Here is a 17,067-nt window from a genome sequence, read left to right as displayed (position 1 = left end):
CTGCACTACCTACGTCGGTCTTCGCTGCTGTTGTGCGCGCTCAATGTCTTTGGGCGCTAGTAGCGTAAGGCTACCCAAGAACACAACTGGAAATCGCGCCACTGGCGCGGAGGAGACCTAAGCATGGCGCGAAGCGCTGCGAAGCCGAAACAACAGAAGACTCTGGAGCAGACGCTCTGGGACACCGCCGACAAGCTGCGCGGCAACCAGGAGCCGAGCGAGTACAAGCATGTCGTCCTCGGCCTGGTCTTCCTCAAATACATCTCCGACCGCTTCGAAGAGCGACGAAAGACCCTCGAAGAAGAACTTGTCGCTGACGGCATCAAGCCCGAGCGCGTCATTTCCTTCCTCGAAGACCGCGACGAGTACAAGAGCCAGAACGTCTTCTGGGTTCCAGAACTCGCTCGCTGGGGCTATATCCAGTCGGTGGCGAAGCAGACCGAGATCGGTCAGCAGATCGATCAGGCGATGGACCTGATCGAGAAGGAGAACCCTTCCCTGCGTGGGGTGCTCCCCCGCAACTACGGCCGCGACGGGCTCGACAAGCGACGCCTGGGCGAACTCGTCGACCTCATCGGCTCAATCGGCTTCACGACAACTGACGACCACGGCGCAGACGACGTGCTCGGCCGGGTGTATGAGTACTTCCTCGGCCAGTTCGCCGGCAAGGAGTCCGGTAAGGATGCAGGAGCCTTCTATACGCCGCGGTCGGTGGTCAAGACGCTCGTCGAGATGCTGGAGCCTTACAAGGGTCGCGTCTACGACCCCGCCGCGGGATCGGGCGGCATGTTCGTGCAGTCAGCCGAGTTCGTAAATGCTCACGGCGGCAAGCGCACTGACATCTCCGTCTACGGACAGGAGTTCACCGACACAACATGGAAGCTCGCCAAGATGAACCTCGCACTGCGGGGCATCGAGGCAGATCTCGGCAGCCACTCTGCTGACTCGTTCACCGAAGACCTGCACCCTGACCTTCGGGCCGACTTCGTGATCGCCAATCCACCGTTCAACGTGTCCGACTGGTGGGACGCCAAGCTCGCTGACGATCCGCGCTGGAAGTACGGAACGCCTCCGCAGGGAAATGCGAACTTCGCGTGGGTGCAGCACTTCATCTACCACCTAGCACCGCACGGCAGCGCCGGGTTCGTCCTCGCCAACGGGTCGCTGTCGTCGAAATCTGGCGGCGAGGGTGCGATCCGCCGCAAGCTCGTCGAAGCCGACCTCGTCGACTGCATCGTCGCTATGCCTGACAAGCTGTTCTTCAATACCGGCATTCCGGTCGCGCTGTGGTTCGTGTCGAAAAGCCGTCACGGAAACGGACACCGCGAGCGGCACGGCGAGGTGCTGTTCATCGACGCCCGCAAACTCGGCACGATGGAGAGCCGTCGTCTGCGCGTGCTAACCGATGAAGACGATGGCGACATCGCGAAGATTGCCAGCACCTATCACGCCTGGCGCAACCACGACGGCGGCTACGAGGACGTGCCCGGCTTCGCCAAGGCAGCAAAGCTTGACGAGATCGAGAAACACGACTTCGTGCTCACCCCCGGACGGTACGTCGGCGCGGCAGAAGCCGAGATCGACGGCGAGCCGATCGACGAGAAGATCGAGCGCCTGACGAAGGAGCTGTTTGCGGAGTTCGATCGCGGGCGCGAGCTGGAGGATGAGGTTCGTCGGCGGCTGGGAGGGCTGGCGGTATGACCGACGAGCGGCCGTTCGGTGACCTTTATCTGGTGCCATCCCGGAACGGTGTCTCGGTTCCTAAAGGAGACAGATCTAATGGGACGCAGATGGTCAATATGGGTGAGCTGTTTGCGTTCAGTCGCATCGGCGACGCTGATATGGCTCGGGTGCCCTTGAGTGCGTCAGAGTTATCGAGGTCGTTGCTCGAACCCGGCGATCTACTGTTCGCCAGACGCTCTCTTCAACTGTCCGGTGCTGGGCGGTGTTCGCTCGTTGTGGTCGCAAGTGAACCTCGCACATTTGAGAGCTCGCTGATCCGCGTGAGGCTGGACCCGAGCCGGGTGAGCCCCCAGTTTTACTACTACTACTTTGCATCCAAGCCTGGTCGGGCGCGCATGGAGACAATCGTGGAGCAGGCGGTTGTTGCTGGTATTCGTGCATCCGACCTTTCGCGACTGCCCGTGCCATGTCCTCCGTTGCCGGAACAGCAGGCCATCGCCGCGACGCTCGGCGCGCTCGACGACAAAATCGAGTCGAACCGGCGAAGAGTCCAACTCGCCCAGGATTTGTTGCGTACCACCTATCGGTCCTGGTTCGTCGAGCACGAGCCGTGGGCGGGCGTAGCACCGGTCGATTGGACCATGGGCAGTCTTCGAGACCTTATCGCAGTCGTACGGTGTTCGACCAAGTCTGGGGCCGAGAAGGATCGGCCATATATTCCAATTGACGTGATCCCTATGAACGCGCTGGGCCTTGAAGGCGTTCGACCCCATGAGGAGGCCAAAAGTAGCCTGTTCTTATTCGAGAAGAACGATATTTTGCTCGGCGCTATGCGCGTCTACTTCCATCGGGTCGCTCTAGCGCCGTTTCCTGGTATCACTCGCAACACCACGTTCGTACTCCGGCCACAGCTACCGGAATACCTGCCCTTTTGCCTATTAGTTTGCGATGACGATGCGACGATTGCGTATGCAGAAGCGACGTCGAAGGGGTCAACGATGCCTTACGCAGTATGGGATGGTGGACTGGCAGAAATGCCCATTCTCGTCCCGCCTATCGAAGTCGCATCAGAATTCGGCGAGCGCACTTGGCCCCTGCTTGAGCTAATTCGTGACCAGATGTTCGAGACGGAACGACTCGTTGCCGTACGTGATGCCCTCCTCCCTCAGCTGCTGTCTCGCCGTATCCGGGTCCCTGTTGACGAGGCCGTGTCATGACCACTTTCAAAGAGGACGTCGTGGAGCTGGCATCTCTGGAGTATTTCGCCGAGCTGGGCTACCACACGCTTCACGGCCCGGACATCGCGCCGGGCGAGGTCGCAGGTGAACGCGATTCGTACGAGGACGTCTTTTTGTGGGGACGGATGCGGGACGCGATCCACCGGATCAACCCAGCGACATCCCCTGCGCTGATCGACGAGGCGATCAAGCGAGTGCGGCGGGCTGAGTCGCAGAGCCCGATCGAAGAGAACTTCCGGCTGCACAAACTGATCACCGAGGGGGTGCCAGTCGAATACCGCGAGTCAGACGGAACGCTGCGTACCACGCGCTTGTGGTTGGTCGACTTCGCGCATCCTGAGAGCAATGACTGGGCGGTAGTCAACCAGTTCACCATTGTGGAGAACGGCAAGAACCGGCGGCCTGATGTGCTGGTCCTGGTAAACGGCATACCGCTGGCGCTGCTGGAGTTGAAGAATCCCGCTGCCGAGCACGCAACGTTGAAGACGGCCTGGAACCAGCTACAGACATACCGGCACGACATCCCATCGGTGTTCGTGCCCAACGCCGTAACGGTAATCTCGGATGGCACGGCGGCGGCGATGAGCAGCCATTCCGGAGCCTTCGAGCACTACGCTCCGTGGAAGACGATCGACGGCCGCGACGTCGTGAGTGGCCGACCCGCCCTCGAAGTGCTGCTCAAGGGAGTGTTCGAGCCGAAGCGGTTCCTCGACATCATCAAGAACTTCATCGTCTTCAGCGACGAGACCGCAACGGACAAGGCCACCGGTCAGCCGACGCGGGTGGTCGTGAAGCGGGTGGCAAAATACCACCAGTACTGGGCCGTTAATGCGGCGATCGAGTCGACCGTGCAGGCGTCACGACCGGACGGCGACCGTCGGGGTGGCGTGGTCTGGCATACGCAGGGCTCGGGCAAGAGCTTCGAGATGGTCTTCTACGCGGCCAAGATCATGCGCGACCCTCGGATGGCGAATCCGACCTTGGTGTTCATCACCGACCGCAACGACCTCGACGACCAGCTGTTCGGCGAGACGTTCGCGCCGGCGCGAATACTTCCAGAGTCTCCGGTTCAGGCGTCTACGCGGACCGATCTGAGGGCGAAGCTGAAGCGCGCCTCCGGCGGCATCGTGTTCACGACCTTGCAGAAGTTCGCTCCCGGCGAGGACGGCGACGCCAACCCTGTGCTAACCGACCGACGCAACGTCGTGGTCGTGGCAGACGAAGCGCACCGTTCGCAGTACGGCTTCCGGGAGTCCCTAGACCGGAAAGGCCGGTTGAAGTCGGGCCTCGCCAAACACATGCGCGACGCTCTGCCGGGCGCGACTTACCTCGGCTTCACCGGTACACCGATCGAGTCGAACGACAAATCCACCCGTTCGGTATTCGGCGACTACATCGATGTCTACGACCTCACTCGCGCGGTCGAGGACGGCGCGACGGTGAAAATTTTCTACGAGTCGCGTCTGGTGAAGATCGGCCTGTCCGACACTGACCTCGAAGCGCTCGACGAGCTCGCCGAAGAGATCACCGAGACCGTTGAAGAAGACGCAGCCATGGCTGCCAAGTCTCGCTGGTCGCGTCTCGAAGCGATTGTCGGTGCGGAATCGCGCCTTGACCTGATCGCTCACGACATCGTCGAGCATTGGGAGAAGCGGCGCGAGGCCCTGTTCGGTAAGGGCATGATCGTCGTGATGAGCCGTCGTATCGCTGTGCGGCTCTACGAGAAGATCGTTGCGCTGCGCCCCGACTGGCACTCAGATGACCCGGCCACAGGGAAGATCAAGGTCGTGATGACCGGATCTGCCGCTGATCCGCCGGCCTTCCAGCCACACATCCACTCCAAGGACGTGCGCAGGGACCTCAAGCTGCGGGCGAAGAACCCCGACGACGAGCTCGAATTGGTGATCGTGCGGGACATGTGGCTGACCGGCTTCGATGCGCCGTCGATGCACACAATGTACGTCGACAAGACGATGCAGGGCGCCGGGCTCATGCAGGCCATCGCCCGGGTCAACCGGACCTTCCGTGACAAGCCCGGTGGGCTCATCGTCGACTACATCGGCGTGTTCGCGAATCTGCAGACGGCGTTGGCCGAGTACTCTCCGAGCGACCGCGACCAGGCAGGTGTGCCCATTGACGACATCGTCTCGGCCATGCTTGAGAAGCACGACATTGTCCGAGGGCTTCTGCACGGCGTCGACTACGATTCTTCACCTGCCCTCTCGGCTTCCAAGCGTCTGGCCGAGTACGCGAAGGTCGTTGATTTCGTCATGGCCGATCCCGATCGCACCAAGCGCTTCAACGACCAGGTGCTCGCGTTGGCCAAGGCCTTCGCCCTCGCGGGCGCTCGGGATGAGGCAGCCGCCATCCGCGACGACGTGCGTCTGTTCGCGGACGTGCGCGCCGCCATCCTCAAGATCCAGAATCCTGATTCCGGCCGCGGCGGATCAGGCGCGGTGGAGATCGACACCGCGTTGGGACAGCTCCTTAACGAGGCGGTCGCGGCTGATCAGGTGGTCGACATCTACAAGCTGGCCGGCGTCGACACGCCCGAGCTGTCGATCCTCAGCGATGAGTTCCTCGACTCGCTCGCGCAGAAGGAGAAGCCCAACCTCCAGATGGGGCTGCTGCGGCGCCTTCTCAATGACCAGATCCGTACGGTACAGCGCACGAACGTAGTACAGGCGCGCAAGTTCTCCGAGTTGCTCGACGAGGCGGTCAACAATTACACGAACCGGGCGCTCACCACCGCCGAGATCATCGCCGAACTCGTCGAACTCGCCAAGCAGATGCGAGATGAGCAGCAACGTCATGATGCGCTCGGCCTTCGCGAAGACGAAGTCGCGTTCTACGACGCGATAGTCCAGAACGACGCCGCAGTACTGGATCTCGGCGATGACGTGCTCAAGGAGATCGCGCAGAAGCTCGTCAAGGCAGTGCGAGAGTCGGCATCGATCGACTGGAACCTGAAGGACTCGGTACGTGCGGCAATGAGGTCCAAGGTGCGCCGGTTGTTGGCTCGATACGACTACCCGCCCGACGCTGAGGCCAAGGCGATCGCGCTGGTTCTTGAGCAAGCAGAGTTGTACGCGACTCACGGGGCGCAGCAGTGACGAATTCGCTGGTCGAAATCGACGAACTCAAGGAACTGGTGGAACAGCAGGCGAACGTCATCGTCGCGACCGGTACCGGTAAGGGCGTGATCGACGACTTCGACCGGGACTATCAGAAGCGAGATCGGGTCATCGTCGCCGAGTTCAAAGTGCTCGGGCTGAAGCCTCCGTACCCCTGGCGCTCGCTGTGGGAATGGCACGGTTTTTACTCCCAGGAGTTGCCCACCTACGCATCTCGACGTGTGCACGTCGGCAATCTGAAGCGAAGAGCTCTCGATCAGCTCGACGATTTGGCGAATGGCCTGTCGGTTCACGATCCCGCAGCGGAACAAAGCGATTCGACGTGGGCAGGGATCGATGCTCGAATAGCTGGCTTGATCAACGAGTACCAAGTCGCTCAAGACAAGGATACCTGGCAAGACGTCGGCCGTCGCAGCAGAGAGATCCTGATCGATCTTGGCAAACTCATCGCTGACCCACAGATAGTCCCAGAAGGGCAGGAACCACCGAAGGGCGCGGACGCCCGTGCATGGTTCGACCGACTACTGGAGCATCACGCGAACGGCCGCAACAGGTCTGAGCTTCGCGGATTAATGCGCACGACATGGGATCTGGCCCAGAAGGTCACCCACGGCGACATCGACGATGTAGACGCATTTGCGTCCGCGCAGGCGACCGTACTACTCGTTCGGACAACGCAGAAGCTGCTATCGACACGTGATGAAGAGTGAACCTCCCTGCCCAAAGCTGCGGCGCGTTCCGGCGATCGTCCAAATGAGGACCGGGACAGAGCTATTCGGTCCACTCACCGAGATGGCCGCAGGTACCGCGATCTCGCTGCAGAATACGGTGCGGTCTCTGTTCGGATCAGGCAGATCGTCAACCCATCGCACTGACTGCAATCCCCCATCCGTGGCCGCTCCCCCGCGTTTGGTTTGTTCGCAAATGCCCATTGGGTGCGGCCTGAGCTCATTGTCGACGACCAGTGCCGCTTCACTGATCGGCTTCGCCATCCCTCGTGGCTGGGTCTACGAATCGACAAGTCGCCGGCCGCCATCTCCTGGCCTGGTGACCACTAACCCGGCTCTACCTCTGGGTCGGGACGGAGCAGCGCCAGCTCCCACCTAACCAAATCGATCGCTGTTTTTGTTGCCGGGTCGTCGGGATCAAAACCTTCTTCGCGCATGGCTTCTCGCTCGATGTCGTCGAACATCGAGGCGTCCCCTTCCCCGGGCGATTCCATACATCGAGTTTGCCAGGGCGCACAGCCGCAGGCTGGTCGGGCGGGCCGGTGCTTCCCGGGCATCTCTGCCCCACCGACCCGCAACCCCCATAGTATCGAACCTATGTTCCCCTGAGTCATTTCGTGAGCGTCGTTCATGTAGCCCACGAAGCTGGTGGGTGGCATCAACGGGGCGGTGTCAGGGATTACCCGTGTTGTCTACGACGTGGCCCATCCTGGGAGGGGCCAGCCCGACCGGTAGGCGATGCTGCGCTGGGTCATCCGTTGCCATGTGCGGCTGTCGCAATCATGGTCCCGCACCGGTGCGTCGGTTTTTCAGGCGGCGACCGATTGATCATCTTGAGGTTTGCCCAGAGTTCACGCGGTGGCGGCACAAAGGCGCAGGACGGTGACCGAGAAGGGGTCAGCAATGGGCGAGGACGATGCGTTGGAGAACGAGATGCTTGAGTTCCCGGCACGCTGGTTTCGATTGGGTGGCGGTCCATCGCACGAGATTCTTACTCAATTCGGCATGACCAACCGGACATTCTTCACGGAGATGGATGCCTCACGGACAGGCATCGGACCCTCGATCACTTCGCCCCACGTGATACCGAGGTGATACGCGCTGTGATCCGGCGGCGACTGTGGCTCGCTAGCCGAGGTCCTCGAGCGATTCCGTGTTGCTTTGGGCACGTCGCCGAGTTTTTCGTGGGCCCGCCGTTCCACCAGCAGTGGCACGAAGTCGCGGATCGGATTTTCGTCGAACCGATGGTGTGCCTTTTTGAGATCTGGGTGTCGGCTGGCGACTCGTAGATCATCCTGAAACACGCCGAGATGTGCGGACTGCGTGCCGATAATCTCGAGCTCAATCGGGCCAATGAGATCTTGAAATCTGCGCCGGTATTCTTCATTGATGCCATAGTCCCGACAAAAAGTGAACGCTACGTAGCGCTTCTTCAGACGTTCAGTGGCGGATGACAAACGACTATTTCTACTTAACAGCAACCTCATCGGGATGTGCTATCCAATTACTGTCAGGAAAGCTGATTGTGTTTACAACAATCCATCGACCGGACTCATACTTATCTGTGACCTGCGTACTTTCACTGTTGAAAGTATTCATTATCGTCATTAGTTTCGATGGTGTGCCGTTTGGTGCATAGTTACCGATTGCCGTCTCTGTGAAGACTGGTGTTTCCTTTTTCTTAGAGTAGTCATTAGCCTCGACGTTGACAGCATAAGTCGCCAGTACGGGAAACTGCCCGCCACCTAGTTGGTTCTTAGCACCCTCAAACCCGGGGTTATCTGGAGATATGAACCCAGCTAGCAGCTTCCTTCCCATATCAGGGTTTGGTTCTTTTGAGGCGATATATCCAGCGACTGACTGCTGGACAAGGATTTCATCACCAGTGTTATCAATAGATGCAGGGACTAGTGGGCCTAGTGGCTCGCGATGGCCGCCTGCAAGTTTTTCTTCAATCTCTGCGAGTAATTCTGGCGTGGTGCGCTCTTCGATGACTTGATCTGCCCACTGGATGCGATATTGTTCCGGGTAGACACTGTCATCATAAAACTGTTCGACAGTAAGAGTCTCGGGGTCGATTTTTGAGTAGTCTGCCGTGCTCTCTTGTTCTTGGCCAGGTCCTAGTACTTCCGACGCATTGGCGAGCCTATTTCCGCCTGCACCGGAAGATCCAGAGTCAGACGAACACCCGGCCAATCCGAGGCACACGCCCACGATAAGGCAGATGGCCGGCAGCGCACGGACCAGGTGATGTCTGGAGTCGGACACGCTTCTCCTCAAGGGCATTGCTGATTGTTGCAAGTCCGCGTCACCCTACGCGATCAGTACAGATGATGTTCCTCCGAACAGCTGAACCTAGGCGCAGTCGTAAGTGTCTGACGCCTGTGCAATGGCACTCTGAGCGTCGAGGTCCGGCCAGCTCGGGGCACTGCTAGTCGACCGTGCCGAGCCAGCCGGCGCGTCACGAACTCCTTTGGTCCCTGTGGCTCAATTCGAGCGCCTTGTGCGCGTCCGGCCCAACTGGGCAGCGCGGTTGCGGAAAACCGTGTGGCGCATTGCGGTGCTGACGCCTGGCAGGTAGCTACCCTGCGGTGCTGCGCACTCTTTGTGGGTGTGTCGGTGGCACCGGTTACGGTGCCGCTGAACGGCATCGTCGATACCCGCACATCCGGGAGCGGGCCGAAAAGAACGGTCAACTACGGCTCGCGGAAATGAACACCCGCACCGCCGACGACCTCACCGCCATCATCACCAGCCACGAACACGACGACACTTAAGACGTTGCCGGACAGGACCAACCATGAATGCCGACAACACCAAGCACCTTCACATCGCAACCCGTCGGCGCAGCGACGACGCCCGACACCGGGCAGTAACTGCGCTCGAAGAACTTCAGGCCACCGACAGATCGATCACGATCACCTTTTTGGCGCAACGGGACCGCGTCGCCAGGTCCTGGATCTACACCCAACCCGACCTACTCGAAGCAATACGGCAGACGCACACCCGAACAACCACGCCACCAGCTCACGTCACGGGGGCCAGCGACTCATCCTGGCAACGCAGAATCGAACTCGCACACACATGTATCAAAGAACTCAGCGAGGAGAACAAGAAGCTGCGCCACCAACTCGCCATCGCCCACGGCCAGCGGCGCGCGTCCACCGTTGCGTCAAAGACACCGTCCACCACGCAAACGCCGAGCTCAGACACCACAACAACGCGGTGAACCCAGGGGAATCTATGTTCGATATGTGGCCTCACTCCCCCACCGTGCATGTCTTCGATCCGCCGCGGAGTGTAGAAATCGACATGCTCGCGGCGCTGGGCTGGGCGTTCATGACCGCCGGCCGCGATCCTGTGTCTCTGGAGACGCGCGCGTTCGGTCTTCGCGTCGAACGCGCTCAGCACGGACTGCAGCTGGCGTGGGTCCGCGCGAATTCAGGGCAGTGGATCGGCGTGGTGACGTGCGAGGTGACGAGTGCAAATGGGAAATGCTCTGCGCAGGGCCAGTTTTGGTTGCCGCCAGCCTGCATTCGCGTGCTATGAAACGTCACAGTCTAGGCCGCGAAGGCTATGCCGGGGCCAGCTCTTCGAGCCGTTCCGCCTCCCAGTAGTCCGGGGCATATTCACTCCAGGCGTCGAGGATCCGCGCCACGGTGTTGTGGTGCACGTTGACCTGGGCTGCGATCGCTCTCTTCGACAGCGCGGGTTTGTTTTCAGCAAGCCAGAGGATGCTTGCGATCGTCGGTGTCTCGGTAGTGGAGTTTATCTGTTCTCGCAGGTGTCGCGCTGGTTCGAGGTACTCCTTGGCCTCCCGCTCCCCCACCTTTTCCCCGTCGGAGTAGCCGACCGAAGCTGTCGCAGCCTCGTCCTCACCGACCGGTTCGTCGTTCAATGCCTCGTGCGCGAGGAACTCGGTGCGGGTGGGCCGGAACCTCGGCCGGATCAGGAGCACGAGACCGTGGGTGGAGAGCAGCAGGAACGCCGGCGGGATGGTTCCGCCGATGACGGCCGCCACTGGGGAGAGAGACCCGGTGCCCGTGGTGTACGCGTGTAACGCGTTGCCGCTGATGCTGATTGCGGCTGCCACCCCCAAAAGGATCCAGAAGAAGCGACGACGGTCCGGCGTCGTATCACTCGCGGCGGCCACGAGGGAGATCGTCGCCTGAAGAATCGTTCCATCGATCAGGACAGGTGCGATCCAGGAAAGTTCACGTTGTGGCCAGATCTCGGTGGCGATGTCCCACAGTGCGGAAAAGCTGAGGGCGAAGCTTCCCAGTGCCAGAAGTACGGTCACAGCAATGGCCGTTGCGACTGCGATTCGTTCGATCGGTGGGCGCTTAGAGTTGGTAACCACGGTCACAGGTCCTATCTGTGGTCGAGGTCCTGGTTGGTGGGTGCAATCACCAGCCAGGACCGTGCGCGACATGCTGAAACATTCCGCTTGCACGTATTGTCAGTATTGCTTGTATTTACAAGACAGCCTTAGAGGCCCAGCTCGTCGAGCAACCTTTCGACACCCTCACGCACGACGTCGGTCTTGTTGACGACTCGCCCCCGGTCCACCCCGAGCCGCAGGCTGGCGGCCTGCATCCGTTCGTCGAGGCTCTGAGGGATGCGATAGGTCCGGGTAATCAGCGGATCCTTTCTCGGTGGCGTCTCGCTCGCGGTTACGCCACGACTCCCCTGCGCTGCCTGTTTCGGCGGCGCGTCGCGTCGCGTGCGCTGTGCCACTGGTCGGGAGGAGGGCTCTGCTCGCGGCGGTGCTGCAGGTACGAGTGCAGGTGCAGGTGGACCGGAGTCCTCGGTTCCCATCGTTTCAAACGGGTGGCGTTCCGTCGCCTTTGTCACTGTCTTTCGCTCTATAGCCATCTGTGTCCCAGCTTTCGTGTCAGATGAGGTTGAGCTCGAGGGCCAAGTCCCGGTAAGCACTGGTCACCGCAAACGCGCCGGACCCTTTGAGGGTGGTTATGGGAACAGAGAGACCGTGCGCGTCGACGACGGCAGCCCGCTTCGGTATCACGGTCTTTGCGACCAGCGGGCCGTACTTGTTGCGCAGCTCTTGCTCGCGGAAATCCTGCTCGCCATTTCGCTCGCGCCGGCCGATGACAATTGCCGCCACTTCAAGACGCTCATTAAAGCTTCGGCGGGCTAGAACAACCGATTCGCTGAGCGCGTCAACGCCTCGGGCTCCGTCAGGGCTCGCATCGGTTGGGATGACCACCTGGTCGGCCGCGGCTAGTCCGTTAGCCATCAGTTTTCCGACGAATGGTGAGGTGTCGATGAGGATGTGGTCCCAGGACCTGGAGGCATTGTTGAGGGCATTCCTCAGCCGGTAGTGGATGTCAAGCGCAGCGTCGGCTTCCCTGTTGGCCAGCGCGGGTGTGCCCGCAAGGATGTCGATGTGTGGCCACGATGTGGCAGTGACTGCTTCGTCGAGGGACGCCTGTTCGGTGAATACATCGTTGGCCGTGTACTCGGCGTCGGCCGGCTCGATACCCAATCCGGTGGTCAAGTTCGCCTGTGGGTCGAGATCGATCAACAACACGGACTTTTCAGCGGCAGATACTGCTGCCGCCAGTCCGATCGTCGTCGCCGTCTTCGTCGACCCACCTTTCTGGTTACAGAAAGCGATGACTGCCATTGCTGGTGCTCCTGTCCTGATTCACAAGCTGTGCGGTAACGGACGTCTTGTCATGCTTGTCCAGACTGTAATTACCGCCATGCTATCCCATACCGTATAGGCTGTATAGCTCCGCCATACATACAATACTGTAAATACATACAATATCCACGATAGGCGTGGTGGCTCGCGCGCGATCCACCACCTCTGAACTGCAAGTTCGTATCACTTGAAGTCAGGTATCACCAGGTGATTTTCACGCGGACTAGCGCGACGTCACGGCGAGACTCTGGCGATCGCTGATGCATAGGACGACCGCTAGCCACACCTGTCCGACATTGACAATGCCTGTCCGGCTGGTGCACACAGTGCTCAGCAGGTGTCACTCCACAGGAGCGGTGGCTCCAAGTGTCCATGTATGTTGCACGCAGACGTCCAGGGGAGGATCTCGCATTGCTGTTCAAGTTGGCGTACAACATCGCACTCGCCCTCGGGTTCCTGGTCACCTATCGTGTCGCGGGAATCTTCGCGGCGACCGGAGTGCTGATGGGTGGAGTAACGCTGGAGGTGGCCTACATCTTCGCCAAAGGACGCCGGCCGACCCGCCTTGAGTGGATCGGCTTAGCGCTCGTTCTAGCGCTGGGCGCTGCCACGCTGCTCATAGGAGATGCACTCTTCATCGAATGGAGGCCAACCGGCTTCTACTGGCTGTGTGCAGCCGCACTTGCCGGTTCACGCTTGTGGATGAAGACGAATCCGATCTCTGCGCTGCTCGGCGGTCGGATCTCATTGACGAGCCGAGTGTGGGACCAGGTGTTGTGGCTGTGGGCCGCATTCCTCACCCTGCTGGGAGCCCTAAACCTTGTTGTTGCGTACAACTTTTCGGTTGATACCTGGGTCAACTATCGGGTGTTCGTCGCTCCAGCGCTGATCGCGGCTGTTGGCGTTGCGATGATCGTTTGGCGACGTAACGAGGTCAAACAGGCATGGCGAAGACACCGACACACTCCAGCCACGGTCAACGACGACACCTCGTCGCCGGCCGTGCCGGAGAACCGCTAAACGTTTCTATCCGCCGTACTTGGAAGTCGGACGGTGGTTTCGCCAATGAAGCGGCCTGCCAAGCCAAAACGGCGTTCGACGAACTCGACGTGCCCGGCGCTCGTGATGCGCAGCAGAGAGCTAGATCTGGTGCCGTACACGCCGAGCTTGACGAATCGACTGGATAGCCGAGTCTCCAGGTATGTACCGACTCCGGTGTCGGGCAATCGAGCCCGGTCAGCGGTCACCGAGTCGGCCAGACGATCGAAATAGGGGAGTCCAGAGGCAACATCACCTCTGTCAGCGCCCACCGCTGCGCGGAACTGCTCTACACCATCGACAACTTTCGGCCACGGTTCGTTAAGACTGGCATTCGATAGTCCGTGTATGCCTTTCGGGATCTCCACGACCTGGAGCGCAGGTCGGTTCGTGAGATAGAAGCAACCGGTGACATCCCCGAAGACGAGATTGAAGGGTCGGTAGTGCGCGCTCTCTCCGATCACATCCTGCGCCCACACAGCAGCGGTCTGTCCGGACTTCAGATATTCGGTGACCAGCAGACCTCGCGAGCGATGACGCAAGTCGGTTTTCGTCTGGTGGGGCAGGCCTTTTCTGATGTTGGTCACGAAAGCGAAGCGGCCGGTTTCATCGGCGCCCAGCCACGTGCCGCCACCAGCAGTATCTTTGCCGGCTGCGATGCGAGGGGTCGTAGGCCAAACATGCAGCGGCTGCGCTTTCCGCCAGAAGAATTCGTCACGGTTCGATGCCAGAACCACTTGGTAGTCGGGATGTGACTGCCAGGCAAGAAACGCAACACACATACCTGGGTCTCCCTTCCGGCTACGAATGGATGGCCGCGAGCGGCTGATGAGTACAACGTACGGCGATATCGCCGTACGGAAGCAGCCATCCGTATTCGTCGCAAGCATTGCAGGCGGCAATGTTTCGGCGCTTCTGGTCGTGTTCGTCCTGGCGGGCGTCGTCGAGGGCGGCCGGCCGGTTCTCAAGGTCACCGTGTTGTTTGAGGATGCCGGCGAGGAGCAGGATAGGACGCTGGGGATCGTGGGCAATCCAATTGCCGTTGCCGACCAGGGTGTGGTCGCGCAACAGTTGGTTGAGGTCACGGTCGGTCCAACCGAGGGCGGCTGGTTTGGCCAGCACGTGCGACCAGGCCGCGGGGGAGTACCTGCGGGCCCATTCCGGAGTCCGTGGATTCTGGCGCCATCTGGAGGCCAGCAGCTGCCCTCTGGGGTCCGGTTGCCGACCTGGAAGCTTCCTTTTGTAGTTGGCTTGGTCGCGCGCAGCGTGGCCTTGGAGCTCTCCGGCTTTGCCGGTGGGGGTTAGTGAGGAGTTCCCTACGAGAGATGAGCGCCCTAAAGGGCGCCCTTCGGGGTGGGGTGCCGCAGAGGTATTACCTGCGCGTTTATCCACAACCTGCGGGCTGTGGAGCGCGTACACAGAAGCCCAGCCACGACCGTTGTCGCCGACCCGGTGCGAGGCTAAGCGTTCATCAAGGGTGCGCTGGCGGCCACGAACAATTTCCGTGGCTACACCGATCAGGCGCATGACCTGCCGTGCGCGTTGCACGGTGCGCTCGGAATAACCACTGATTTGGGCGATGCGGTCCACGCTCGGCCGGCAGTTGCGACCGGTGCGGTAGTCCGCATGAACCGCATGGGCGGCGGCAATCTTGGTCAAGACCGGCAGGGAGATGCCATTCTTGGGGCCGCCGAGCTGCGGAAGGACGTCCGGGTAGTGCTGGGCGTAGGCGATGGGAACCGCCCAGGTGATCCAGTGGTCGTCGCGATTCCAGCACGCGACACCGGCGTGGGCATAGTCGCCTGGTTCCAACGCGATCGGTTGTAGTCCAAAGCAGCCCAGTTTGCGCAGCCGGGCCCGGGCTGTGGTGCTACGGCCACGGCGTGGGCGTAGGGGACTCGACCCGCAGTAGGGCCGAATTTTGAATCGAACGTCGGCATTTGTTTCCGACACGAGATGTGCAGGGATTGCAGGCACCAAAGGGTGCGCGGTACCCTGAGACCTGTCAGGCAAGACAGTCCCTTCGGGGATGGGCGGTCGCAAACCGTCCTGACTCAGAGTTGACGCTCTGAGATCGAAACCTTTACGAAGCCCTCTGGCCCGCCAGCCAGGGGGTTTCGTGCATTTTCAGTAGGTTTGCAACTGCGATGTGAAGTTTTGATGTACTTCTAGGCCGTTAGGCCGTCAGCGGCAGCTGGTCCTCCTTCGAACGGTCAGGGCCAACCTTGAGGTCGGGTTGGCCAGCTATCTCGCAGAGCAAATCAGCGACGTACCGGCTGACTGTGCTGTATCCCGCGCGGGCCGCTAGCTCCGGAACATCCACTGGCACTGGAACTCTGACCATGTGTTCTGTGCGCTTACCGAGATTTGGTTGAGCCATCGGATGAACTTCCTTCCCTACCAGCAGCCTTGCAACGGGTAAGGTCCATCGTTGCCTAAACCTGTAACAGGTACAGGTAGCGACACGCCGCCGGACACGGCGGATTTGGTTTTAGCTCTCAGGATGATCAGGGGTGATCAGCGCGACCCAGATGGTGGGGTAGTACTGCTCGTTCAGGCGAATGGCCTTGCCAGAGCCGCTGATCCAGCCGCCGCCGGCCCGCCGCGCCCGGATGCCAGACAGTGTTGGCACCGGATCCCCGGGGCCGATACCGCCCAGACTCATTACGTACTCCAGAAGCCGACCCAGATCCTCTTCATGTATCCCCGGTGTCTGACCAGTGCTGGCGCCGTGGCCCAGCCCTGGTGGATGAGAGGTGACCCACTTCACCACGTAGGGCGCGAACGGAAAGCGGATGTCTCCAACGGCGACGAACTGGTCCCCGGCGACGGCAAGGGCGGTCGCCAACTGAATGTCCAACGCTCTCGTGACCAGGGTTTTCGGTTCTGTATCAGCTGGCCAGCAAAGGCCTTTGAGTGTCCGTTCACCGGCAGGCCCGGACCCAACCTGCTCGACGAAGTGCAGGTCCCGATCCAACCCGTCATCGCCCTTCATCAAGGTCCGCGCGGTCTGCCGATCACCTTCGCCACTGTCGTAGAGAAATCCCAGGTGCGGAAGGATCTCACTTAAATTCAATGCGCGCGTGAAGAAGTCCGCCGGCCCGTACACCGTTCTGTCCCTATGCTCTTGACCTACTCCAAATAGATCCAAAGCGGTCTTGGTGACCTCGAGCACCGGGGGGCCGGCAGCCTCGAGTGGAAATCTCCATTCCCACACTCCGACCTGGGGTATCTCGCCGGGATCGGGCGAGGCCGACAGTAGAACTGCATGGGGAGTGCCGGCAGGACCGGCAACCGGTGCCCCGAACAGGCCGTCTTCCGCGCTGACCTCTCCGGTGTTTAGACAGTGCGGAACCAGCTTCTCCGCTGCCTTGAAAGTGCGGCCGCGGTAGATGTTAGCGAGGCGTCGCCATCCCTGCGGTGCACCATTTTTCGCGACAACGCGAGGTGCTCCCTGGTTGTCGAGACAAATCAGATACCAGTCCCGAGACCGACTCTCTGCAGAACTCATACGCATTTGTCCTTTTCTGCGGCGACTGCGGGCCCTGGGTCAATCCCTCGTGCTCCGCTGCGGTCCA

Annotated in this window: 15 protein-coding genes; 7 read left to right on the top strand and 8 right to left on the bottom strand. The window is 60.6% G+C overall.

Translation table 11 applies throughout. The features are described from left to right. Positions 1-123: 123 nt before the first annotated feature. From H290_RS0125695 to H290_RS0125680, 4 genes are read left to right on the top strand one after another with little or no spacing between them, the layout of a single operon-like run. A complete protein-coding gene (locus H290_RS0125695; protein ID WP_020109734.1) occupies positions 124-1,701 on the top strand; it encodes a class I SAM-dependent DNA methyltransferase in 1,578 nt (525 codons plus the stop codon). Then, positions 1,698-2,900, top strand: a complete 1,203-nt coding sequence (locus H290_RS31000; protein ID WP_020109733.1) for a restriction endonuclease subunit S — start codon at positions 1,698-1,700, stop codon at positions 2,898-2,900. Before H290_RS0125695 ends, H290_RS31000 begins: the two co-directional genes overlap by 4 nt. Next, entirely contained in the window at positions 2,897-6,034 is a 3,138-nt protein-coding gene (locus tag H290_RS0125685) for a type I restriction endonuclease subunit R (RefSeq protein ID WP_020109732.1), read from the top strand. The genes H290_RS31000 and H290_RS0125685 overlap by 4 nt, the downstream gene beginning before the upstream one ends. Positions 6,035-6,072: 38 nt before the next feature. Then, the gene (locus tag H290_RS0125680) at positions 6,073-6,765 is read left to right on the top strand and encodes a hypothetical protein (RefSeq protein ID WP_155977076.1); all 693 of its coding nucleotides are present in this window, start codon (positions 6,073-6,075) and stop codon (positions 6,763-6,765) included. A 344-nt stretch (positions 6,766-7,109) separates the two neighbouring features. Here the strand turns inward: H290_RS0125680 and H290_RS31345 are convergent, their stop codons facing one another. From H290_RS31345 to H290_RS31340, 3 genes are all read right to left on the bottom strand, one after another. Beyond that, positions 7,110-7,277 carry a hypothetical protein gene (locus H290_RS31345; RefSeq protein ID WP_020109730.1) on the bottom strand — a complete coding sequence of 56 codons (168 nt, stop codon included), beginning with the start codon at positions 7,275-7,277 and terminating at the stop codon, positions 7,110-7,112. Positions 7,278-7,778: 501 nt separating this feature from the next. Beyond that, complete coding sequence (locus H290_RS29775) at positions 7,779-8,240, bottom strand: three-helix bundle dimerization domain-containing protein (protein ID WP_020109729.1); 462 nt, start codon at positions 8,238-8,240, stop codon at positions 7,779-7,781. A gap of 10 nt (positions 8,241-8,250) precedes the next feature. Next, a complete protein-coding gene (locus H290_RS31340) occupies positions 8,251-9,051 on the bottom strand; it encodes a hypothetical protein (protein WP_155977074.1) in 801 nt (266 codons plus the stop codon). Positions 9,052-9,374: 323 nt separating this feature from the next. On the opposite strand from H290_RS31340, the gene H290_RS0125665 reads away from it, so the two are divergent. Then, the gene (locus H290_RS0125665) at positions 9,375-9,560 is read left to right on the top strand and encodes a hypothetical protein (protein WP_020109728.1); all 186 of its coding nucleotides are present in this window, start codon (positions 9,375-9,377) and stop codon (positions 9,558-9,560) included. Positions 9,561-9,583: 23 nt separating this feature from the next. Next, positions 9,584-10,012 carry a DUF6262 family protein gene (locus H290_RS0125660; RefSeq protein ID WP_020109727.1) on the top strand — a complete coding sequence of 143 codons (429 nt, stop codon included), beginning with the start codon at positions 9,584-9,586 and terminating at the stop codon, positions 10,010-10,012. A gap of 345 nt (positions 10,013-10,357) precedes the next feature. Here the strand turns inward: H290_RS0125660 and H290_RS30465 are convergent, their stop codons facing one another. After that, complete coding sequence (locus H290_RS30465; RefSeq protein ID WP_196809633.1) at positions 10,358-11,143, bottom strand: DUF2637 domain-containing protein; 786 nt, start codon at positions 11,141-11,143, stop codon at positions 10,358-10,360. 534 nt (positions 11,144-11,677) lie between these two features. After that, a complete protein-coding gene (locus tag H290_RS0125640; RefSeq protein ID WP_020109723.1) occupies positions 11,678-12,430 on the bottom strand; it encodes a ParA family protein in 753 nt (250 codons plus the stop codon). Between the two features lie 432 nt (positions 12,431-12,862). Between H290_RS0125640 and H290_RS29765 the strand changes: the two genes are divergently transcribed. Beyond that, the gene (locus H290_RS29765; protein ID WP_020109722.1) at positions 12,863-13,471 is read left to right on the top strand and encodes an inner membrane-spanning protein YciB; all 609 of its coding nucleotides are present in this window, start codon (positions 12,863-12,865) and stop codon (positions 13,469-13,471) included. Here H290_RS29765 and H290_RS0125630 read toward each other — a convergent pair. From H290_RS0125630 to H290_RS0125610, 3 genes are all read right to left on the bottom strand, one after another. Next, entirely contained in the window at positions 13,468-14,271 is an 804-nt protein-coding gene (locus tag H290_RS0125630; RefSeq protein WP_020109721.1) for an NRDE family protein, read from the bottom strand. The two genes, H290_RS29765 and H290_RS0125630, sit on opposite strands and share 4 nt — an antisense overlap. A 19-nt stretch (positions 14,272-14,290) precedes the next feature. Then, a complete protein-coding gene (locus H290_RS31335; RefSeq protein WP_155977070.1) occupies positions 14,291-15,301 on the bottom strand; it encodes a helix-turn-helix domain-containing protein in 1,011 nt (336 codons plus the stop codon). 679 nt (positions 15,302-15,980) lie between these two features. Beyond that, entirely contained in the window at positions 15,981-16,664 is a 684-nt protein-coding gene (locus H290_RS0125610) for a hypothetical protein (protein WP_155977068.1), read from the bottom strand. Positions 16,665-17,067 lie beyond the last annotated feature (403 nt).

This window comes from Nocardia sp. 348MFTsu5.1 (assembly GCF_000383535.1).
GTDB classification, from domain to species: Bacteria; Actinomycetota; Actinomycetes; order Mycobacteriales; family Mycobacteriaceae; genus Williamsia; species Williamsia faeni.
Note: the sequence above shows the minus strand (reverse complement) of the source record. Positions and strands in the feature narration are given on the sequence as shown.

What these genes read in the sequence shown, in the direction of transcription:
- H290_RS0125695 (WP_020109734.1), top strand. Translation starts at nt 124, where the DNA reads ATGGCGCGAAGCGCTGCGAAGCCGAAACAACAGAAGACTCTGGAGCAG.
- H290_RS31000 (WP_020109733.1), top strand. Translation starts at nt 1,698, where the DNA reads ATGACCGACGAGCGGCCGTTCGGTGACCTTTATCTGGTGCCATCCCGG.
- H290_RS0125685 (WP_020109732.1), top strand. Translation starts at nt 2,897, where the DNA reads ATGACCACTTTCAAAGAGGACGTCGTGGAGCTGGCATCTCTGGAGTAT.
- H290_RS31345 (WP_020109730.1), bottom strand. Translation starts at nt 7,277, where the DNA reads ATGGAATCGCCCGGGGAAGGGGACGCCTCGATGTTCGACGACATCGAG.
- H290_RS0125660 (WP_020109727.1), top strand. Translation starts at nt 9,584, where the DNA reads ATGAATGCCGACAACACCAAGCACCTTCACATCGCAACCCGTCGGCGC.
- H290_RS0125640 (WP_020109723.1), bottom strand. Translation starts at nt 12,430, where the DNA reads ATGGCAGTCATCGCTTTCTGTAACCAGAAAGGTGGGTCGACGAAGACG.
- H290_RS0125630 (WP_020109721.1), bottom strand. Translation starts at nt 14,271, where the DNA reads ATGTGTGTTGCGTTTCTTGCCTGGCAGTCACATCCCGACTACCAAGTG.